The 19,783-nt window shown below is 45.1% G+C and carries 24 protein-coding genes and 2 pseudogenes; 11 read left to right on the forward strand and 15 right to left on the reverse strand.

The window, feature by feature from the left end:
* The first annotated feature begins 30 nt into the window (after positions 1–30).
* The 8 genes and pseudogenes from traN (at position 31) to BN8908_RS19080 (ending at position 6,463) form a co-directional block, all read left to right on the forward strand.
* Positions 31–1,017 (forward strand): conjugative transposon protein TraN, encoded by a 987-nt coding sequence (gene traN / locus BN8908_RS05685; RefSeq protein WP_004291522.1) that lies wholly within the window; start codon positions 31–33, stop codon positions 1,015–1,017.
* Positions 1,018–1,019: 2 nt separating this feature from the next.
* Positions 1,020–1,595, forward strand: coding sequence for a conjugal transfer protein TraO (locus BN8908_RS05690; RefSeq protein WP_004291523.1), 576 nt, complete (start codon positions 1,020–1,022; stop codon positions 1,593–1,595).
* 7 nt (positions 1,596–1,602) lie between these two features.
* Positions 1,603–1,779, forward strand: a pseudogene (locus BN8908_RS05695) (toprim domain-containing protein); the annotation flags it as partial.
* Positions 1,780–2,338: 559 nt separating this feature from the next.
* Positions 2,339–4,147, forward strand: a complete 1,809-nt coding sequence (locus tag BN8908_RS05700; RefSeq protein ID WP_007850383.1) for a reverse transcriptase/maturase family protein — start codon at positions 2,339–2,341, stop codon at positions 4,145–4,147.
* A 112-nt stretch (positions 4,148–4,259) separates the two neighbouring features.
* A pseudogene (locus BN8908_RS05705) lies at positions 4,260–4,985 on the forward strand (toprim domain-containing protein); the annotation flags it as partial.
* The gene (locus BN8908_RS05710; protein ID WP_004291525.1) at positions 4,982–5,485 is read left to right on the forward strand and encodes a DUF3872 domain-containing protein; all 504 of its coding nucleotides are present in this window, start codon (positions 4,982–4,984) and stop codon (positions 5,483–5,485) included. The pseudogene BN8908_RS05705 and the gene BN8908_RS05710, both read left to right, overlap by 4 nt.
* Positions 5,482–6,009, forward strand: a complete 528-nt coding sequence (locus BN8908_RS05715) for a glycoside hydrolase family protein (RefSeq protein ID WP_004291526.1) — start codon at positions 5,482–5,484, stop codon at positions 6,007–6,009. The genes BN8908_RS05710 and BN8908_RS05715 overlap by 4 nt, the downstream gene beginning before the upstream one ends.
* Positions 6,010–6,073: 64 nt before the next feature.
* Entirely contained in the window at positions 6,074–6,463 is a 390-nt protein-coding gene (locus tag BN8908_RS19080; RefSeq protein ID WP_004291527.1) for a hypothetical protein, read from the forward strand.
* A 33-nt stretch (positions 6,464–6,496) separates the two neighbouring features.
* Here the strand turns inward: BN8908_RS19080 and BN8908_RS05725 are convergent, their stop codons facing one another.
* The 8 genes from BN8908_RS05725 to BN8908_RS05760 are packed head-to-tail and all read right to left on the reverse strand — an operon-like array spanning position 6,497 to position 9,842.
* Positions 6,497–6,805: a hypothetical protein gene (locus BN8908_RS05725; RefSeq protein WP_004304290.1), complete on the reverse strand. Its 309-nt coding sequence runs from the start codon at positions 6,803–6,805 to the stop codon at positions 6,497–6,499.
* A gap of 53 nt (positions 6,806–6,858) precedes the next feature.
* Complete coding sequence (locus BN8908_RS05730) at positions 6,859–7,104, reverse strand: DUF6956 domain-containing protein (RefSeq protein ID WP_004291529.1); 246 nt, start codon at positions 7,102–7,104, stop codon at positions 6,859–6,861.
* Positions 7,101–7,334: a DUF3873 domain-containing protein gene (locus BN8908_RS05735; protein ID WP_004304291.1), complete on the reverse strand. Its 234-nt coding sequence runs from the start codon at positions 7,332–7,334 to the stop codon at positions 7,101–7,103. The genes BN8908_RS05730 and BN8908_RS05735 overlap by 4 nt, the downstream gene beginning before the upstream one ends.
* A 19-nt stretch (positions 7,335–7,353) precedes the next feature.
* On the reverse strand, positions 7,354–7,611 hold the full coding sequence (locus BN8908_RS05740) for a hypothetical protein (protein ID WP_004291531.1): 258 nt from the start codon (positions 7,609–7,611) through the stop codon (positions 7,354–7,356).
* A 24-nt stretch (positions 7,612–7,635) separates the two neighbouring features.
* Positions 7,636–8,967, reverse strand: coding sequence for a PcfJ domain-containing protein (locus BN8908_RS05745; RefSeq protein ID WP_004291532.1), 1,332 nt, complete (start codon positions 8,965–8,967; stop codon positions 7,636–7,638).
* On the reverse strand, positions 8,964–9,380 hold the full coding sequence (locus BN8908_RS05750; protein ID WP_004291533.1) for a PcfK-like family protein: 417 nt from the start codon (positions 9,378–9,380) through the stop codon (positions 8,964–8,966). The genes BN8908_RS05745 and BN8908_RS05750 overlap by 4 nt, the downstream gene beginning before the upstream one ends.
* A 13-nt stretch (positions 9,381–9,393) precedes the next feature.
* Positions 9,394–9,615: a hypothetical protein gene (locus BN8908_RS05755; RefSeq protein WP_004291534.1), complete on the reverse strand. Its 222-nt coding sequence runs from the start codon at positions 9,613–9,615 to the stop codon at positions 9,394–9,396.
* An 11-nt stretch (positions 9,616–9,626) separates the two neighbouring features.
* A complete protein-coding gene (locus tag BN8908_RS05760; protein ID WP_004291535.1) occupies positions 9,627–9,842 on the reverse strand; it encodes a hypothetical protein in 216 nt (71 codons plus the stop codon).
* 296 nt (positions 9,843–10,138) lie between these two features.
* On the opposite strand from BN8908_RS05760, the gene BN8908_RS19195 reads away from it, so the two are divergent.
* The 3 genes from BN8908_RS19195 to BN8908_RS05780 all read left to right on the forward strand — a co-directional run bounded on the left by BN8908_RS19195 (position 10,139) and on the right by BN8908_RS05780 (position 12,384).
* The gene (locus BN8908_RS19195; protein WP_005653600.1) at positions 10,139–10,402 is read left to right on the forward strand and encodes a hypothetical protein; all 264 of its coding nucleotides are present in this window, start codon (positions 10,139–10,141) and stop codon (positions 10,400–10,402) included.
* Between the two features lie 830 nt (positions 10,403–11,232).
* Positions 11,233–11,508 carry a zinc ribbon domain-containing protein gene (locus BN8908_RS05775; RefSeq protein ID WP_021988872.1) on the forward strand — a complete coding sequence of 92 codons (276 nt, stop codon included), beginning with the start codon at positions 11,233–11,235 and terminating at the stop codon, positions 11,506–11,508.
* A 6-nt stretch (positions 11,509–11,514) separates the two neighbouring features.
* The gene (locus BN8908_RS05780) at positions 11,515–12,384 is read left to right on the forward strand and encodes an SPL family radical SAM protein (protein WP_068689604.1); all 870 of its coding nucleotides are present in this window, start codon (positions 11,515–11,517) and stop codon (positions 12,382–12,384) included.
* 41 nt (positions 12,385–12,425) lie between these two features.
* Here BN8908_RS05780 and BN8908_RS05785 read toward each other — a convergent pair whose 3' ends face one another.
* The 7 genes from BN8908_RS05785 to BN8908_RS05815 all read right to left on the reverse strand — a co-directional run bounded on the left by BN8908_RS05785 (position 12,426) and on the right by BN8908_RS05815 (position 19,753).
* Entirely contained in the window at positions 12,426–13,445 is a 1,020-nt protein-coding gene (locus tag BN8908_RS05785) for an endonuclease/exonuclease/phosphatase family protein (protein WP_068689606.1), read from the reverse strand.
* An 87-nt stretch (positions 13,446–13,532) separates the two neighbouring features.
* Positions 13,533–14,540, reverse strand: a complete 1,008-nt coding sequence (locus tag BN8908_RS05790) for a thioredoxin family protein (RefSeq protein ID WP_068689608.1) — start codon at positions 14,538–14,540, stop codon at positions 13,533–13,535.
* A gap of 6 nt (positions 14,541–14,546) precedes the next feature.
* The gene (locus BN8908_RS05795; RefSeq protein ID WP_021988876.1) at positions 14,547–14,906 is read right to left on the reverse strand and encodes a carboxymuconolactone decarboxylase family protein; all 360 of its coding nucleotides are present in this window, start codon (positions 14,904–14,906) and stop codon (positions 14,547–14,549) included.
* Between the two features lie 13 nt (positions 14,907–14,919).
* Positions 14,920–16,260 (reverse strand): RIP metalloprotease RseP, encoded by a 1,341-nt coding sequence (gene rseP, locus BN8908_RS05800; RefSeq protein WP_021988877.1) that lies wholly within the window; start codon positions 16,258–16,260, stop codon positions 14,920–14,922.
* Between the two features lie 18 nt (positions 16,261–16,278).
* Positions 16,279–17,439 carry a 1-deoxy-D-xylulose-5-phosphate reductoisomerase gene (locus BN8908_RS05805; RefSeq protein ID WP_118773130.1) on the reverse strand — a complete coding sequence of 387 codons (1,161 nt, stop codon included), beginning with the start codon at positions 17,437–17,439 and terminating at the stop codon, positions 16,279–16,281.
* 25 nt (positions 17,440–17,464) lie between these two features.
* A complete protein-coding gene (locus BN8908_RS05810; protein WP_021988879.1) occupies positions 17,465–18,325 on the reverse strand; it encodes a M23 family metallopeptidase in 861 nt (286 codons plus the stop codon).
* Positions 18,326–18,562: 237 nt separating this feature from the next.
* Positions 18,563–19,753 carry a mechanosensitive ion channel family protein gene (locus BN8908_RS05815; RefSeq protein ID WP_021988880.1) on the reverse strand — a complete coding sequence of 397 codons (1,191 nt, stop codon included), beginning with the start codon at positions 19,751–19,753 and terminating at the stop codon, positions 18,563–18,565.
* Between the last annotated feature and the right edge of the window lie 30 nt (positions 19,754–19,783).

Consider the following 19,783-nt stretch of genomic DNA (forward strand, 5'->3'; position numbering starts at 1 on the left):
AATAAAAATTACCACTAAAATCCAAAAGTAATGAGAAAAGTAATCATCATGTTTGCCCTCGCTATGGGCATCATAACTGCCAACGCGCAGGAGAATGTAACCGTTGAAACGACCAACGGAAGTGAACAACCGACCTTGACGAAGGAGGTCTATCCGCAGAAGGAGGCGGACGGCGACCTATATCACGGGCTGTCACGCAAGCTGACCTTCGACCGCATGATACCGCCGCACGGTCTGGAAGTGACCTACGACAAGACCGTCCACGTCATTTTTCCGGCGGAGGTGCGCTATGTCGATTTAGGCTCGCCCGACCTGATTGCCGGGAAAGCCGACGGAGCGGAGAACATCATCCGTGTGAAGGCTACCGTAAGGAATTTTCCCAACGAAACGAATATGTCCGTCATCACGGAGGACGGCAGTTTCTACACCTTCAACGTGAAGTACGCCGCCGAACCGCTGTTGCTCAACGTGGAGATGTGCGACTTCATCCATGACGGCAGCACGGTGAACCGCCCGAACAACGCGCAGGAAATCTATCTGAAAGAGCTGGGCAGCGAAAGCCCGATGCTGGTGCGCCTTATCATGAAGTCCATCCACAAACAGAACAAGCGCGAGGTGAAGCATATCGGCTGCAAGCGTTTCGGCATCCAATACCTGTTGAAAGGCATCTACACGCACAACGGCTTGCTTTATTTCCACACGGAGATAAAGAACCAGAGCAACGTGCCTTTCGATGTGGACTACATCACTTGGAAAATCGTGGACAAGAAGGTTGCGAAGCGTACTGCCGTGCAGGAGCAGATTATTCTGCCGCTCCGCGCGCAGAACTACGCCACCCTCGTGCCGGGCAAAAAGAGCGAGCGCACGGTCTTCACGATGGCGAAGTTCACCATCCCCGATGACAAGTGCCTCGTGGTGGAATTGAACGAGAAGAACGGCGGCCGTCACCAGTCCTTCGTGATTGAGAACGAGGATTTGGTACGCGCGGGTACCATCAACGAACTTCAAGTACGCTGACCATGAGAAAGTACATCGCAATAATCATCGCGTCGCTTGCCCTTTTTACAGGGCAGGCGCACGCCCAGCGGTGTCTGCCGAAGATGCAGGGCATCGAGGTGAGGGCGGACATGGCGGACGGCTTCAATCTCGGCGGCAAGGACGGCGGGTACAGCTTCGGGGCGGCTCTCTCCACCTACACGAAGAAGGGGAACAAGTGGGTGTTCGGTGGCGAATACCTGTTGAAGAACAATCCCTACAAGGACACCAAGATACCCGTGGCGCAGTTCACGGCGGAGGGCGGCTATTACTTCAAGATACTGTCGGACGCCCGAAAGATTGTTTTCGTCTATGCCGGGGCTTCGGCTCTCGCCGGATATGAGGCGGTAAATTGGGGGAAGAAGGTGCTGCATGACGGCTCCACGCTGCACGACCGGGACGCCTTCATCTACGGCGGTGCGCTGACGCTCGATGTGGAGTGTTACGTGGCAGACCGTATCGCCCTGCTTGCCAACCTGCGGGAGCGTTGCCTTTGGGGTGGCGACACACGGAAGTTCCACACGCAGTTCGGGGTCGGTATCAAGTTCATCATCAACTGACACGGGCATGGAAAGGACGGAAATAGATGCTGTCAGAAGGATGCCGCTTGCGGATTTTCTCGCACGGCTGGGGCATGAGCCTGTCAGAAGGAGCGGTAACGAGCTGTGGTATCTTGCCCCGTACAGGGGCGAGCGCACATCCTCTTTCCGTGTGAACGTGGCGAAACAGCTCTGGTACGACTTCGATGCGCCCATATAGGCTACACAATAAATATCTCTTTGGCAAGAGATTAGGTTAGAGTTCAAATAGGCCTATCCTCAACGACTCAGCTGGAGGGGAAACCCAAAGGTGACAGAAGCATGTCAGTAAAGTCATTAGTCAGCCAATTACCAAGCTGCGACTGTATGGCAAGAGGAAAAGACAGACACAAGGATGAAGCCTAATTGGTTGAACGATAGTTCTGCGGCACCTGTACCAGCCCCGACGTAAGGTAATTGAAATGTCGGGCAGAAGCACCCTATGTAAACCGAAATTACAACAGGGCAAGAACTGGCTTCTGAGCAACCGCAATAAGCGGATACAGAACGTAAGTCGCATCCGACAGTCAGTCCGCCAAATAGTTATTGTGAAAGCAAATGGGGATTCCCTAAATCAGAATGCTGAAAAGCTATGAGCATAGGCTCTGAATATCTGACATGGGAACGGAGCTTCCGTAGTAGTCCGAGCAAGGGAAAGCCTTGTACATGGCGAAGGGAAGCAGTTAGATAACTTAATACAAACAACGGAAAATGTGTGAGACATTATGAGAAGTCCAGAGCAAGTATTAAAAGCTTTAAACAAGCATGGCAAAGTTTCGGATTACAAGTTCGAAAGATTGTATCGCATTTTGTACAACGTGGAAATGTTCTATATGGCTTACCAACGCATCTATGCAAAGCCGGGAAATATGACACCCGGCTCTGACGGTAAAACAATAGACCAAATGAGCACTCAAAGAATAAGCCGCATCATCGCATCCCTAAAGGATGAATCTTACAAGCCGAATCCGGCAAGGAGAAAGTATATACCCAAGAAAAACGGCAAGAAAAGACCGCTTGGCATACCCTCCTTTGAGGATAAGCTTGTGCAGGAGGTAGTACGGACAATTCTCGAAGCTATTTATGAAGAAGTGTTTGAAGATTCTTCACATGGATTCAGACCTAACAGAAGCTGCCATACCGCCTTAACCCGCATACAAAAAACATTCAAAAGTACAAAGTGGTTCATAGAGGGAGACATCAAAGGATTCTTCGACAACATCGACCACAATGTATTGATAGGAATTCTGAGGAAAAGAATCTCTGACGAAAGATTTCTCAGACTCATCCGTAAGTTCTTGAATGCTGGTTACATTGAAAATTGGGAATACCATAACACCTTTTCGGGAACACCGCAAGGAGGTATAATAAGTCCTATATTGGCAAATATCTATCTTGACTGTTTCGATAAGTACATGGAAGAATATACCCGTAATTTCAACAAGGGAAAAGAAAGACATCTAACAAAGGAGTATTCAAGACTCAGCGAACAGATATACAAACTGAAAGCTGAGATTGAAAGTGCGAAAGATGCCGAAAGTGCGAAACAACTTAAAGACAAATATGAGAAACTTAGACGTGAACGGCTAAAGGTTACATGTAGGGATTATATGGACGACACCTATAAAAGACTGAAATACACGAGATACGCCGATGATTTTTTAATCGGTGTTATTGGTAGCAAGGCGGACTGTATCAAAATCAAGTCTGACATAACTCAATATATGCAAGAATGTCTGCATTTGGAAATGTCGCAAGAAAAGACTTTGATAACAAACGCTCAAAAGCCTGCAAAATTTCTCGGATATGAAGTCTTAGTCCGTAAAACTGACGTAACCAAACGTAACAAGTTCAATGTACCAGTCCGAAGTTTCAATGGTACAGTTGTCCTCAAGGTAGCCACAGAAACTGTAAAAAACAGATTGGAACACTATGAAGCCATTAAATATAAGATGGAAAACGGGGTTCAAACGTGGTTTTCTAAATTGAGGGGCAAACTGATGAAAAAGAAAATAGAAGACATAGTAGCACGGTACAACTCTGAAATCAGAGGATTCTACAACTATTACAGTATAGCCAATAACGTCTCGTATGCAGCTTCTAAATTTGGCTACATTATGGAATACAGTATGTATCATACCATTGCAGCAAAAACAAACAGTTCAATCAGTAAGGTCATTGACAAATACAAAAAAGGAAATGACATCATTGTTCCGTATCACGATGCAAAAGGTAAACTACGTTACAGAGTATTCTACAATGAAGGTTTCAAACGCAAACTGCCATCGTCTTTCGCAGATGTGGACAATATCCCATATATAATCACAGTACCACAACCAACGCTGGTTGAAAGGTTAAAATCCGAGGTGTGTGAGTTGTGTGGGAAAGTCGGTCCTGTTGTAATGCATCATGCAAGAAATCTGAATCATCTGAAAGGAGATACGGAATGGGAAAAACTGATGCTCGCAAAACATCGAAAGACTTTGGTCGTATGCACAAGTTGTAATGCAAAAATACAGAGCCATGCAGGATAAAGTCATGTTATCAATGGAGAGCCGTATGCGTGGAGACATGCAAGTACGGTTTGGGGGCAGGTATGAGGAAACCTACTGCCGAAAGGCGGCAAGGCGTCTTGTACCGAGCCTACGTTTGGGCAAGGGCGGCGACATCTTCACGCTTGCCGGGGAGTTTCTGCAAAGCGATGACTTCATGAAGCAAGCGAAGTTCATAGCGGAAGCCGCCAATATGACGGTTGCCGGATGGGAAAAGCCCGTCTATCTCTCGAAGCCGACCGAATCCGTTTTTGAGGATGTGGAGGTCGCTCCGCTGCTCCGCTCACTGCTGACGGAGTATTTAGAGGAACGGGGCATCCCTTACGCCATCGCATCCCGTCACTGCTGCCGCTTGAACTACGGTGTGCGTGGGAAACGGTATTTTGCCGTTGGCTTTCCGAACATGGCAGGTGGCTATGAAGTCAGAAGCCGATATTTCAAGGGTTGCATACCTCCGAAGTCTGTATCACTGGTAAAGGCGAATGACATCCCGGCTGACGAGTGCCTCGTGTTCGAGGGCTTCATGGACTTTCTCTCTGCCGTGACGCTTGGTGTAACCGGTAACGCTGACTGTCTTGTGCTGAACTCAGTCGCCAACGTGGAGAAGGCGGCGGGATTGCTGGACGGATACGGGCGCATCGGCTGCTTCCTCGACCGTGACGAAGCCGGACGGCGGACGCTTGCCGCACTTACCATGCGATACGGGGAACGTGTCACCGACCGTTCCTCCCTCTATGACGGTTGCAAGGACTTGAACGAGTACCTGCAACTGACAACGAAAAAACAGAAAAACAACCATCTAAAAATCGAAGAACAATGAACATACTGAACAACAGAAACAAGAGAACATCAATATTCAAGGCAGTGGCGTTATGCCTGATAGCCGCCATGTCATTCACCCTCGTGTCATGTGACGATGACATGGACATCCAGCAGTCCTATCCCTTCACGGTGGAGGTCATGCCCGTGCCGAACAAGGTAGTAAAGGGGCAGACAGTGGAAATCCGCTGTGAACTGAAAAAGGAGGGCGACTTTTCGGGTACGCTCTATACCATCCGCTATTTCCAGTTCGAGGGGGAAGGCTCGCTCAAAATGGATAACGGCATCACCTTCCTGCCTAACGACCGCTACCTGCTGGAGAACGAAAAATTCCGCCTGTACTACACGGCGGCGGGTGATGAGGCGCATAATTTCATCGTGGTGGTGGAGGATAACTTTAGCAACTCCTACGAACTGGAATTTGACTTCAACAACAGGAATGTAAAGGACGACGATCTTACCATCGTTCCCATCGGCAACTTCAGCCCCTTGTTGAAATGATGCGTGTATTCATGACAATGCTCTGTTCACTTCTGACGGTCTGTTCTGTGTCCGCGCAGATCAGCCGCCAAGAGGGAACGGACGGGCAGGCGGCAATCTACCGACTGCCGCTTATGGAACGTGCTTTTTTATGCTGCCGCTACTTTGAAGGCTGGCACTCAGAAAAACACTACCCATACGTCGGTTGGGGTCACAAACTTTTGCCAAACGAGAAGTATTCGGCACGAACCATGACAAAACGGGATGCGGATGAACTTTTGCGGAAAGACCTGCGCAAATTTGTCGCCATGTTCCGTAAATTCGGGGTTGATTCGATTTTGCTTGGCACGTTAGCTTACAATGTGGGACCGGCGAAGCTGTTAGGCAGCAAAACAATCCCCAAAAGCACCTTAATCAAGAAGCTGGAAGCTGGTGACAGGAACATCTACCGTGAGTATATAGCCTTCTGCAACTACAAAGGAAAACGCCACGCCATGCTGCTCAAACGGAGAAAGGCGGAGTTTGCGCTGTTGTATATCCCATAAAAGGACTGACAAAACTGGCAAAAGACGTGCCATATTTAACTTGGCACGTCTTTTGCTCTATCACTTGATAGATTATCGTAGGATTTTCTCGTTAATTGACATCGTTGAGCCATTTTTGCCTATCGGTTTCCAAATAACACTTCAAGTTGTAAGTGTTGTGAGAGCAATACAAAACATAGTTATTAACCATAAAAAGTATAGCGAAATTATGAAGAAAGTATTTAGGAAAATTCAGAAAGGAACAACAAAAATGATTGAACGTATCAAATCGTTGGGGGAAATGGAGACGAAGCAGAAATGTGTAGTTCAACGGTTCGAGATTATCATTCCCCTCCACCAAAAAATAACGACCCAATATATAGCCTCCGCAAGTTTTACTTGCGGATTTTTTAGTTATCGCAGATTGGACAAAGGTTTCTTTGCTACTTTCTTTGTCCGCCATCATGCTCACTGAAAGAAAGTAGGGCGGCTCTCGCCGCCCCGCCACTCAAAAGCGTGTGTAAAGTCCCGTCACCATCGTGAACATTTCCTCCAGCATATCAAAATAGATACCCTCGTGTACGGCAATGTCCTTTGTCTTGCACTCAAAGGTCTTTTTGCTGAACGTCCTGCGGTAGAAGCGCATATTGTAGAGGTCTGCCCCTTCGTCATAGATGATGTCAAGGCGGTTGGCACTTGTTTTGTTCCTTGCAAGGCTCATCCGTAAGCCGTTGCCCATATCTATGAAATCACGGCTACCTGTCATGGCGGTGAAGCGTTTTCCGCCTATCTGCTGTAATATCGTCTTGGCTATCATATCTTTTGTTTTTAGGGTTTTAAGTATTGGCGGTGCGGACACCGCCATCCCGTTCAAAATTCTCGCATTTCGGAAATGGGGGTCTGCCGTTGTAGCCACTCTTTCACACATTCCATATTGTACTCGCTCGTGATGACTGCCGTATGGCTGTCGGTGGCGGTGAAACGTGTGCTTTCGTAATCATCTATCCACCCCTTGAGGGTGTCCGTTCCCCACGCTCCGGTATCGTCAAAGATACCGTCCAATGCCGTGATAGGTTCGCTGAACTTGACTATCAGCGTTTGATAGGTCGTGTTCATAGTCTGTCCTCCTTTCCCTTCTTTGCGTTCAGCCACTTGTCCCGTGCGGCTCGGCACTCGTCCAACGTGGGTTTGACACAAGAGAACAATTCTCTGTCTATGGGGTGGCGGTAGTCGTACTGCACAAGTGTCCGCCTGCGTCTTCCGATACCCGATTGGAAACGCTCGTATTTCTCCGTACCTGCTTCCGCGCAGGTGCTTACTCCGTTGATGGTCATTCGTGTTGTCATAATGTTGCTTTTTAGATGGTTAAAAATGTACTGACAGAACTCTGTTCTTCATCACCATTTCGGGGTTGCTTGTGTAGCGTTGGTGCAGGTAGAAATGGTGTGAGCCGAAGCCGTAAAGGAAAAACTTGTCAAGTTCGTGCTTCTCGGCAAACTCCTTTACGCTCTTTCTCAATTCCCCCTCACTCGTTGTGAGAGTGAGGAGGTTCACAAATTCAAGGAACATCGTGGGGATTGCATCATCCCACACACAAATCATACTTTCAATTCTTACTTCCATATCAATGTTGTTTTAGGGGTTATGCTATGCCGCTTTCATCCGCTCACGGATAAGGTTGGCGTTCTTGTTCACAAGGTCTATGATGCGCTCGTGATATTCGGTGTCCTGGTTGTGCTTGCCGTGGCACTGCACCACTTCGAGGGTTCGCAAGTCCACCTCTACGGTTTCAATAATCTCATCGCCAATCCTTGCCGATAGTATGAGGGTGTCGGCTTTCTTGTAGTATCCACTGCCAAACACGCAGATGCCCTGCGTCTTGCCCTCGTTGTAATACTCGTCTATGCTTTCAAGCACCTTGACGATTATTTCCTCGTCCGTGATTACCAAGCCGAAGAATTTGGATTTGTTGGCGATGAAATCCTCCGCATCTTTCTTTCGTTGGAGTTGTCGCTGTTGCTCACGCTCACGCCTTTCAATCTCCCAACGGCGTTGCTCTGCGGCTCTTTCCTTCTCGTGTATGGCTTCAATTTTTCGGGTTGCGTTGTCGTGTGCCGCCATGAAATCTTCGGGACAGATGTTCTTCGGGTTACGGAGGTCTTGACCGAGTTTTTTGAGCATACGCAGATAGTCGCACCACATTGAGAGGTTGTCTATCTGATACTTGTGACGCTTGGCAATCAGATATGATGCCCAACATTCATCGGCAGTACGGGTATTGAAAAGAAAGTGTTTCATGACCTCAATCTCACCGCCTTTCATAAGGGTTTCAATTCTTGGGTCTGAAAGCAAGGCTTTGAAAAGACGCACGGGGGAGATGCCGTGGAAATCGCCCTTGAAGCCGTTACGTCTGAGTTGGGGCAATATCCTCATCTTTGGATATGCACAGCTTCTTGCCACCACATCATCGTATAGGCTGTTGTGCGGTCTTACCTCCATATCGCTGCCTAATGCCCACACATCGCAATAGCAGAAAAGGAAGCCACGGAGCAACGCCATGTCCGTAACCTTGCCGTCGGGTGAAATCCAACGCTGCACGACCTCGTGGCAGTAGAAACGCATCGGTTCGCCTTTCCTGCTCTCGCATCTGACCTGCGCCACGCGGATTACCTGATACCCTTTGCAGGTGGTTATCACGCTGAAATTCTGCGTTTCCTTGTAGATGCGTCTGCGTGTGTCCTGCACTTTGAGTTCGGCATGGCATTTGGGGCAGGTGCAGCCTTCAAGGGTGTCGCATAGTCCGCTGTCGCTGTGCCACTCGTGACCGCAGTCGGAACAGGTGATGTTCCCTTTCTTGGTGCGGTAGCCGATATGCTCAACGCAGTGGCGGTATGCCCAATCTATTTGTGTCGCTGATATGGGGCGAAGGTTGGCGGAAAGTCTTGCCACCTCTTTCTGTATCTTGGTCTTCGGTTTCATAAGCCTAAATCAAATAATGAGGGTTGGGGTTGGTTTTCTTTTCTCGCTGACGGTCTGTGGCGGTTCTGCAACTTGCGGAGTTCCTCCTCTTGGTATTTGCGGACAGCGTTCTGACGTGCCTCCGCCTTTTCCTCTGCCGTGAGTTTCACAACGTGGTTCACAACCACTTGGCAGTCCATCGGTTTGCCCACCTCTATCTCGTTTTCCTCATAGTAGTGGATGGCTTGCCCGAATATCTCTCCGTCCGTGAAACCGTTGCAACCGCTTTTCTGCACATAGTTCAGAATGTGGGTCACGCACTCGTCCATGTTCTTGGCAGGGTTGCGGTACTTCTTTGCAAATAGCGCATCTTCCTCCGCACGCTGTTCCAAGTACATATATATCGTTCTCTTGAAATGGTCTGTTCCTTTCATATCGCTGTCATTTTTAGATTATCTGTTTCAGTATCTCTCTCCAATAGGTCGGCTCTACCTCGCTGAGAAGGAAGTCCATGAAATCCCTCCGTGCGTCCTTGTTCAGTTCGTGGTACAATCTTCGGAAAGTTTCAAAATTGCCGTTGATGTACGTTTCCACCATATACACGAAGATGTTGTCCACCTCGTAATATCTGCACTGCTGCGCTGCCGTCTTGCTGTTTCTTTTTGCCATGTCGGTAAGGGTTAAAGGGTGAATAACCAAAGGATGAAGCCAAAGAAGGCAATGGTGGAAAGGATAGCCACGATTACACCTATCGCCACTCGGAACACTCCGTTTACAATCTCTCTGATGATGCCCCAAAGGATGCCGAACACCCCGAAGGCGGTGCGCATCATCAAGCCGCATATCGCCAACCCGATGTGTTGCGCCATTTGTCTGAAATTTGCCGTTGCCGTCATATCTTCGCTGTTTTTGATTTTTTTGTTTTTAATGCGGATTCAAGAGCTGAGGGAGTTGAGTTTCAAACTATCTTATCTGCCTCTCGTTTATCCGACATTTTTTTTATGCGTCTTTCTGTCGCATCGGTCGTTTTCGTTTCGGGTGCTTGAAAAGGTAGGGATTAGGGAATGCAAGGTTTTTCGGTCAAAATACTACCCGCAGGGCTGGAGATTTTTACCGAAAACAGGAGGCTTGACCTTGCTTTCCCGTCCAATCCCGGAATTACCTTTGCGCCCAGAACGAAAATGACTGACTGATGCGGCTTACTGAAAGGCGCAAAATGGAGGTAAACGAAAACAGAGGCAGATTGTGTAGAAAAAAACTTCAGGGGAAAATCCGTAAAAAAAAGAATCACCAAAAGGAAAAAGACATCACCGGAAGCGTGAAAAGGGCAAACCACAACAAAGGAAGTATGATTGTTTCCGATCCGACGGAACTTGTTCAGCCGGGTGGCAACAATCATTCTTCCCGGTTTGTCCGGCTGTGTGTGGGCGCCTGTTTCATTCATGGGGCAGGCTGACACACTCTGCATTCACTTTCCGCTTCCGGCAAAAGAGACAGCGAAAAAAGAAAAATCATTTGAAAACCCGTAAAAGCACCTCTTGGCATAGGCGCAAAAGAAAGGGGCATTGCTTCATCTGTCTAAACATCGTTTAGGCGTGAGGCAATGCCCTTTTCTCCAGCTATGCGGTAGTCGGCACACGTTTGTTCCAAACTCGTTTTGGGCAATGGTGTGCCGACGGACAATACCGCTTTTACGGAAAATTCTTATGAATGAGGGGATAAAAAACGGGAGTTTATATCAAAATCTCGAATTAAATAGCTACTTTTGCATACGAAGAGTTCTTTGAAGGTTACGCAACGCGCAGAAGGATAATGCAGTAGATAACTAACTAAATCGTAACCTATTACTATCAAGAGCAATTAACCTACGCTCATTTCCAATAAATTACACTCTTTTCGTAACTTCACGCCGCAAAAATAGCTTTTAAAATCCAAAGGAAAGAGTATTCATGTCAAAAAATAGAACCGTTTTTCTCTTTCACTGAAAACAATGACTTGTTTAATCCCTCACCTGAAATATTAAACATCTGTAAAAACAAAATAAAAGGTAGAAAGCAAACTTTTAAAATATATAAAATTTGGCTGGACCGGACAACCATTAATCCTTCCAAATTGTGTAATTTTGTACGCAAAGATGTCATTCGAGGAGTATATAAACACCCCGGAAGGGAAAGAAAAAAATAACAAAAATTTATATACTGATAAAATATCCCCATTCCATTCATTTTCAAACGAAAACGAATATAACGGTTAAACGAATTATTGATTATTAAAGCAAAAACAAGTATGGAAACAAAGTATTGCCAAAGCTGCGGTATGCCCCTGCAAAAACAGGAAGAGCTGGGTAGCAACAGGGATGGAAGTAAAAACGAAGAATTTTGTTGCTATTGTTATAAAGACGGAGCCTTTACCCAGGATTGTACCCTGGAACAAATGATCGAACATTGCGCACAGTTTGTAGCTGAATTTAACAAAAATGCCGGTGTTTCCTATACCAAAGAAGAGGCCATTGCCAACATGAAAACCTATTTCCCGACCTTAAAGCGTTGGTCCGGACAATAGAATACGATGCAATACATTGAAGCAAAATCCATCCTGTCCAGGTTAAAAGGACCGGATACCTGGTTTGGCATCACCTATAACATGAATCTATATAGGGGATGCCAGCATGGGTGTATATATTGTGATACCCGGAGTGACTGTTACAAAATAGGAGACATATCACAAATATCCGTTAAGCAAAATGCACTGGAACTATTAAAAAAAGAGTTATATGCCAAACGGAAAAACAAAGCTACAATAGGCACCGGATCGATGAACGATCCCTACATGCCGGTTGAAAAAGAATTACAATTTGTACGCAAAGCACTTCAACTCATAGCAACCGAAAAATTTCCGGTCCATATCCTAACCAAAAGTAGTCTGGTAGAACGGGATTCGGATATATTGCAAGAGATCGCAAAAATATATGTTGCAGCAAGCTTTACAATTACCTCTGCAACCGACACCCTTTCCTCACAGATAGAACCGCTGGCACCGAAAACGTCAGAACGTTTTAAGGCGATGGAACTCTTAGCCCATAAAGGCATCTACACCGGTGTAACACTGATGCCGATACTCCCCTTTATCAACGATACAAAAGAAAATATCCAGACAATCATTCACCGGGCAAAAGATTCCGGAGCATCGTACATCCTGCCGATGTTCGGCGTAACTCTCCGAAAAGGTTCCCGGGAATATTTTTATTCGGCTCTGGACAAAAATTTTCCCGGAGTGAAAGCCGAATATCAAAAACATTTCGGTGATCAATATGCCTGTTACAGTTCCCATTACAGAGAACTATCCGATGTTTTTTTCGACTTCTGTGGAAAATTAGGGATAGCTACTCAAATGCAATTCTATCAACCTTTGGCAGACGGACAACTCTCCTTATTTTAAACCGATAAAATAAAAATCCGATCCAGTGAAAAAATGGTTATTTATTCCCGTTTCAAATCGAGATAAATCGGCAGATGATCGCTATATCCTCCGTGATAACGGGGCCCCAGATAAGTCCGGAAAGGCTTGAAACCATAATAGGTTTTATCTTCCTCCAACAAAAAACGGGGATTAAATACCTGCAATTTCGGGTCGGTTTGTAAAACATGATTTCCATTCAGCAACGCCCCGGAAACAATAATATGATCTATCGTTTGCCAGGTTCCCTTGTATTTATAACTGCCGTATCCCTGATTCAATAAATAATAACCGGTATTATACAAATGTCCGGATTGAATTTGCTCCGTCCCGGAATCCTTTGTATCCAATACAACCGTTTGAGCCGGCCGATCGGCTTTACCATTCAAATCTCCCATAATAACAATAGCAGCTTCCGGATTCTTCGACTGTAATTCACCGACTTTTTCCTTTACTACGGCTGCCGCCCGTTTCCTTTTCCATTCGCTCCCGGCTTCCCCTCCGGACATCGAAGGGAAATGACAAACCATAAAATGCAAGGTATCCTGCTCCAATATCCCGGAAACATACAAAATATCACGGGTAAATACTTCTTCCTCCGGCGAAAAAGGGATCGGCAAAAATTCCTCGTCTATCACCCGGAACAGTGCTTTCCGATATAGAAAAGCCACATCTATTCCCCTTGCATCGGGGGAATCCCGGTGTACAATTCCATATCCGCCTTCAGTCAGTCCGGTCTTTTGAGTCAGATCTTCCAACACACGCCGGTTCTCCACTTCACACAAACCGATAAAAACCGGAAACTCACCTTCTCCGACGGCCTTTACAACTTCAGCCAGCTTCAACAGTTTATCCGTATATTTTTCCTGGTTCCAATGCAACCTCCCGAAAGGAGTAAAATCTTCATCCCGTGTATCCGGATCATCCTGAATATCGAATAAATTTTCCACATTGTAAGAAACAATCCGATAATGTTGCTGTCCTTCGGCAAATCCGGATAGTCCCCACAGACAAATGAATGTCAATACAAACCGTAACAACATACTCTAATACCCTATAAATTAAACCGATAAATCCGATCCAAACAAAAAAACACCGATCGTAAAACAAGAGTCTGAATTGAAAACCGATTAAAAACCTTCTTTACTTTTCATCTTTACATAATCGGTCCATGTCATATTTTTATAAGTATCGCTCCCGATATAATCCAATATCATATCCCCCTTCCCCCTGTCCAGATAAAAATACAGACTTTCCATCAATTTTCCCTCCTCATCGAAAATATAGATACTCGGCACCCGCAATATTTTATCACTCAAAGCTATCGCTAACTGGTGCAAATTATTATTTTCCTTACCGGCATTGGCAAAACGATGAGTCATAAATGTCAGGGTATCCTGCGACAACACATCCAGATGCAAACAATAATAATATTTTTGAGCAATAGAGGAAAAAGTCGAATCGGGAAAAACCAGTTGCTCCATCATTTTCGAAGAATTACTCCAGGGAGCAGACAAATAAAGCAACACTTTCTTATTTTCTGCTTTCTGTTTATTCTCTAAATCCTGAAAGGAAGTCCAATAGGGTTCCGGCCGGTTCTCCTGCATCTCTTTTCCCGGTGTGAAAACCTGCTCGAAATCAACGATGAAATCATTGATATTCGTAGAAAAATAAGCATTCTCTGTAAAATAAATCAGGAAAGCCTCCATTTTGGCAACATCCAGGTACCCCGGTACAACAATATTGACATTTTCCTTATCATACAAAAAAACCGTCGTCGGATAAGACATCTTTCCTTTTAACATTTCGGCAGCCAAACTGCTGATGTAACGTTCACCGTTTTTCAAAGGCGGATATATTTTTCCCCGGAATTGCATCGTATCCGCCGATTCTGCATTTATTTTCACAGGATAAAAATACCGGTTGATAAACGAAACAATGGTCGGCTGGCCATAAGTCGTCTTGTCCATATGCTTACACCATCCGCACCAATCGGTATAAATATCGATAATCATCGGCCTGGGCTCTTTCGCATACTGCCTTTCAGCCTCTTCCAGCGTCAGCCATTTTATTTTTTCTTCCTGAGCAAAAACAGACGTTGCCAGCCAGCAAAATCCTATCAATACAAACAATCTCATGTCACATCAGTTTTCTTCCGTCTTATCTTCCGATAATGCTTCCCAATATTCCACAGCCCGACGGGTATGAGGAATAACAATAGTTCCTCCGACTAAATTAGCTACCGAGAATATCTCAAACAGCTCGGGGGTCGTCACCCCTAACTCAAAACATTTTTCCAAATGATATTTGATACAATCATCACAACGCAACACCATGGAGGTCGCCAGCCCCAGCATCTCCTTCACCTTCGCCGGCAAAGCTCCGTCCACATACGTATTCGTATCGATATTATAAATCCGTTTAATCACCTTATTATCGGCAGCCAGGATTTTTTCATTCATTTTCTCCCGGTATTCCCTGAATTCTTTTACTTTCTTATTCATTTTTATATAACCGTTATCCGAAAAACCTTACAAAATCGTTCACATTCGCCAAAATAAAAAGTCCGAGCAAAACAGCCATACCCGCAAGTTGAGCATACTCCATAAATTTTTCTCCCGGCTTACGCCTTGTGACCATCTCATATAACAAAAACAAAACATGACCTCCGTCCAGTGCCGGTATAGGCAACACATTTACAACAGCCAGCATAATGGAAATTAAGGCTGTCAATTCCCAAAATATCTGCCAATTCCACACCCCGGGAAATATACTACCGAGCATCATCATCCCACCGACCGATTTATAAGCTTCTACATGGGGCGAAAACAATAGCTTGAGTTGCTTCAGATAAGAACCCAGCGTCTCCGTTCCCCGGTCGATTCCGGCAGGTATAGCCTCTAAAAAAGAATACTCATGAACGGCCAGTTCCGGTACCTCCGTCGATCCGAAATAAATACCGAATTTTCCCTCGTATCCCAGATCGAAGGCAAAATTCAAGGTATCTTTCCCCCGTAAGACGGTTGTCTTTACCTTGCTATCGGAATGAGCCGCCAGATAGTTGGTGAATTCGTCATAAAACCGGAAACTCTGGTCGTTCACAGCCAATATCTTATCTCCTTTGCGTATCCCGGCGTCATAGGCCACGGAATAGTCTGCAAAATCACCCACATAAGTACTGTCCATCAATTTCCGGGGCTCCAAAAAACGGGTTTTATAATTTTGCGTAGACATAGCCAACAGCTGGGCTACAAAAGATTCAGGCACTTGCAGATCGATCAGTTCGCCATCCCGTTTTACCTGAACGGTTTTCGGCGTATTGAGCAACATATCCGGAACAATATCGGAAAAACGTTCCACTTTCTTTCCATCCATCGCAACCACAATATCTCCGTTACGCATCCCCATATCGTAAAAAACAGTATCACACACGACCCCGTATTTGACATTCTCCGCAGGCAGATACGTTTCTCCCCAGGTAAATAAAACCATACTATAAATCACAAATGCCAACACCACATTCACGATTACCCCTCCCAGCATAATCAGCAAACGCTGCCAGGCCGGTTTGGAACGGAATTCCCAGGGTTGAGCCGGTTTCTTCATCTGTTCCGTATCCATCGACTCATCGATCATACCCGCAATTTTGACATATCCCCCCAAGGGAAGCCACCCCATACCGTATTCCGTCCCCCCCTTCTTAAATTTAAACAAAGAAAACCAGGGGTTGAAAAACATATAAAACTTTTCGACCCGGGTCTTAAATAACTTTGCGAACATGAAATGTCCGAATTCGTGAAATAAAACCAAAATCGACAAGCTTAAAACAAACTGCAATATCTTTATAAATATATCCATAATATTCCCTCTTTCTGATTACTTTCCGTTAGTCCTCACCCACTCTTCGGCCACAATCCGGATTTCCCGGTCTGTAGCTACATAATCGTCCAATACAGGTTTTACCATATAATTTCCTCTCTCCATAACATATTCGATCAGATCCGACATGCCCGTAAAAGACAGATGCCCGTGTAAAAAAGCATTTACGGCAATTTCGTTGGCAGCATTCAATATACACGGCATATTTCCTCCCTTTTGCATCGCCCGGTAAGCCAAATCAAGATTACGGAACGTTTTTCGGTCGGGTTCTTCAAATGTCAACGAATGACATCGGGTAAAATCTACCCGGCCAAAATCCGAATGAATGCGATCGGGATAGGTTAATGCATACTGGATAGGTAAGCGCATATCCGGCACCCCGAGTTGAGCCTTTATACTACCGTCACCGAACTGTACCATCGAATGTACAATGGATTGCGGATGTACAACCACCTCTATCCGGTCCGGATCAACACCGAACAACCATTTGGCTTCAATCACCTCGAATCCCTTATTCATCATGGATGCGGAATCGATAGTAACCTTGGCTCCCATATTCCAATTCGGATGTTTTAAAGCATCTGCCGGAGTCACATCTTTCAAAGCCTCGTAAGACCATCCCCGGAACGGCCCCCCGGAAGCCGTCAAAATAATCTTTTCCAACGGATTATTACCTTCTCCGGCCAAGCATTGAAAAATTGCGGAATGTTCCGAATCCACCGGAATAATCGACGTCCTGTACTGCCGTATCAAATCATTTATCAATTCCCCGGCAACCACCAGAGTTTCCTTATTGGCCAAAGCGATAACCTTCCCGGCCTTAATCGCATTTACCGTCGGTAACAAGCCGCTATAACCGACCGTAGCCGTTACAACCATATCCACGGTTCCCGCAGCAACCACCTGGGCCAGTGCATCTTTACCGGCATAAACCTTGATATCTTCCTCCTTCAATGCCTCTTTCAGTTCCGAATACTTAGCCTCATTGGCGATAACCACCATATTCGGTTTGAATTTTAACGCCTGTTCGATCAATAAACCGACATTCTCATTGGCCGTCAATACTTCCGCACAGAATAATTCCGGATTCGCCCCGATGACCTGTAAAGTTTGAGTCCCTATAGATCCGGTAGACCCTAATATTGCTATTCTTTTCATATTCATCAATATCAAACGGAAACACCTATTTAAATTGGATAAAATTCTCCGGATTCAGAGGATTACCGGCACGCCACAACTCAAAATGCAAATGCGGACCGGTCGTCTCTTCCCCGGTATTTCCGACAATAGCGATAACTTCTCCCGCACGCACATAATCTCCCTGCTTTTTCAGTAAAGTCGAATTATGCTTGTACACCGATACCAGGTTATTGGAATGTTGTACCTGTATCACATTTCCCGTTTTTATCGTCCAATCCGTCAAAATAACAACTCCATCCGCAATCGTAGAAACTTTCGAATTTGCCTTTGCAACAATATCCGTTCCAAAATGCCTGCTTTTTTCATCAAAACCCCTGCTGACGATGCCTTCCACCGGCGGAAAAAAATGATAATATTCGTGATTGTCTGTCTTAGTCTTTCCTACTGTCAGATTAAACCGCTCCCGTTCCTCTATTTCTGTCCTGAAATTATGCTCTTCCTGACTGATATTGAACTGGATGGTATCGTAATTCATTTTCAACGTATCGTTTTTTGCTTCCGTATAAGCTATTTCTTCCCCTTTCAGCACCGATTGCAGGGACTTTAAAAACCGCTCCCGCTTTCCCAATTCCGTCTCCAGTGAATCAACCCGCAAAGCATTTTCCGTAATCATCCTACGCATATTCCCGCTCGGATATCCGGGAATAAATTCTTTCAAACCGGTAAAAGCAATCAGTAAGGTCGTTAAAGTAACCAACACGACGGCTAATACACTCAAAGCCATCAACACATGTAACTGAGACAAACGCATTCTGAAAACTTCTTCATAAGAAGTTTCGTTTTGGATAGAAAGCTTGTATTTGTATTTCAACCTATCCCACAATCTTACCTTTTCCTGAGCCATCCTAATTATTTTAGCCTTCAAAATTAGCACAACAAATTGAAAACCGGAAATAATTTTCCACAATCGTATTTACTATTTTCAATTTCAAACAAGAAATTCCTTTCTGCCGGTCATTTCACAATAAAACAATTTAAAATTTACATTTTAAAATCTAAAATCAGACCAGCTTCACAGCCCTGCGACTTTCTAAACGGAAATCAGAAACCCAAAACCCAAAATCAGACACAACACTGTATATTAATTATTTACCGGCGTATATATATTTGTAGGATATTGAAATACTTTCAGATTAAAATGAGGAATAACCGCCAATACATGGTCAAAAATATCCGATTGTACCTTTTCATACGCCACCCACTCCTGCTTAAGTGAAAAACAATAAATCTCAACCGGAATACCGGTAGCCGTAGGCTGTAATTGCCGCACCATATGCGTCATATCGTTATTGATATCCGGATTGGCCTCCAGCCATAGTTCCATATATTGTCTGAATATGCCCAGATTCGTCAGTTTACGTTCGTCGAGCACCGTCCCTTTATCCTTATTCACCTGCTGCAATGTTGCAAGCATCTTCTCGATATACTCTTTCAAATAATCGGAAGTACGAAAAGTGTCGACTTCCTCTTTAGACAAAAAATGTACCGTACTGATATCTATACTGATATAACGTTCAATACGGCGCCCGTTCGATTCCTGCATTCCTCGCCAATTGATAAAAGACTGGGAAACCAATTGATAAGTCGGAATAGTCGATATCGTCATATCCCAGTTCTGTACTTTTACGGTATACAGATTGATTTCGAGCACTTCCCCGTTGGCATTGTTACTGGGCATCACGATCCAGTCCCCGATCCGGACCATTTTATTCGCTAACAATTGTACGCCTGCAACAAACCCCAGGATCGAGTCTTTGAATATCAACATCAATACTGCCGCAAAAGCACCTAACCCGACTATCAAATGCTCGGGCGACTTATTGACCATAATACTGATAACCACCACAGCAACGACAGAATAAACAAAAATCTTCAATACCTGGATAAATACGGTAATCGGACGATTTTTAGCTATGGGATAACTCTCGTATATCTTATTGATCGTATTCAGCAAAGTATTAAAAATAAGCATGGCGGCCACCACCATCCAGATATCGATCAACCGCCGCAATACATAGGTATATTCCCAGGTAACATAGTTCAAAAGAACATAGGCGGCAATCGGAGGTACAAGATAGGCCAGCTTACTGAAAGAACGTTGTTCGTAGATGATATTCTCCCATTTATTTTTGGTCTTTCCTGCTATTTTCCAGATCAGCCAGGCCAGACATTTATTGATTAAAAAATAAATAAGAATAGCTCCTGCGACAATGATCACAATCCGGATAACCAAATCGAACGTATCGGTAACAGGATGAAGTTCATGTATCATAATTTCGGGGTTTAGAGTCAATTACTGACT

It is taken from the genome of Culturomica massiliensis (assembly GCF_900091655.1).
In the GTDB taxonomy this organism is placed as follows: domain Bacteria; phylum Bacteroidota; class Bacteroidia; order Bacteroidales; family Marinifilaceae; genus Culturomica; species Culturomica massiliensis.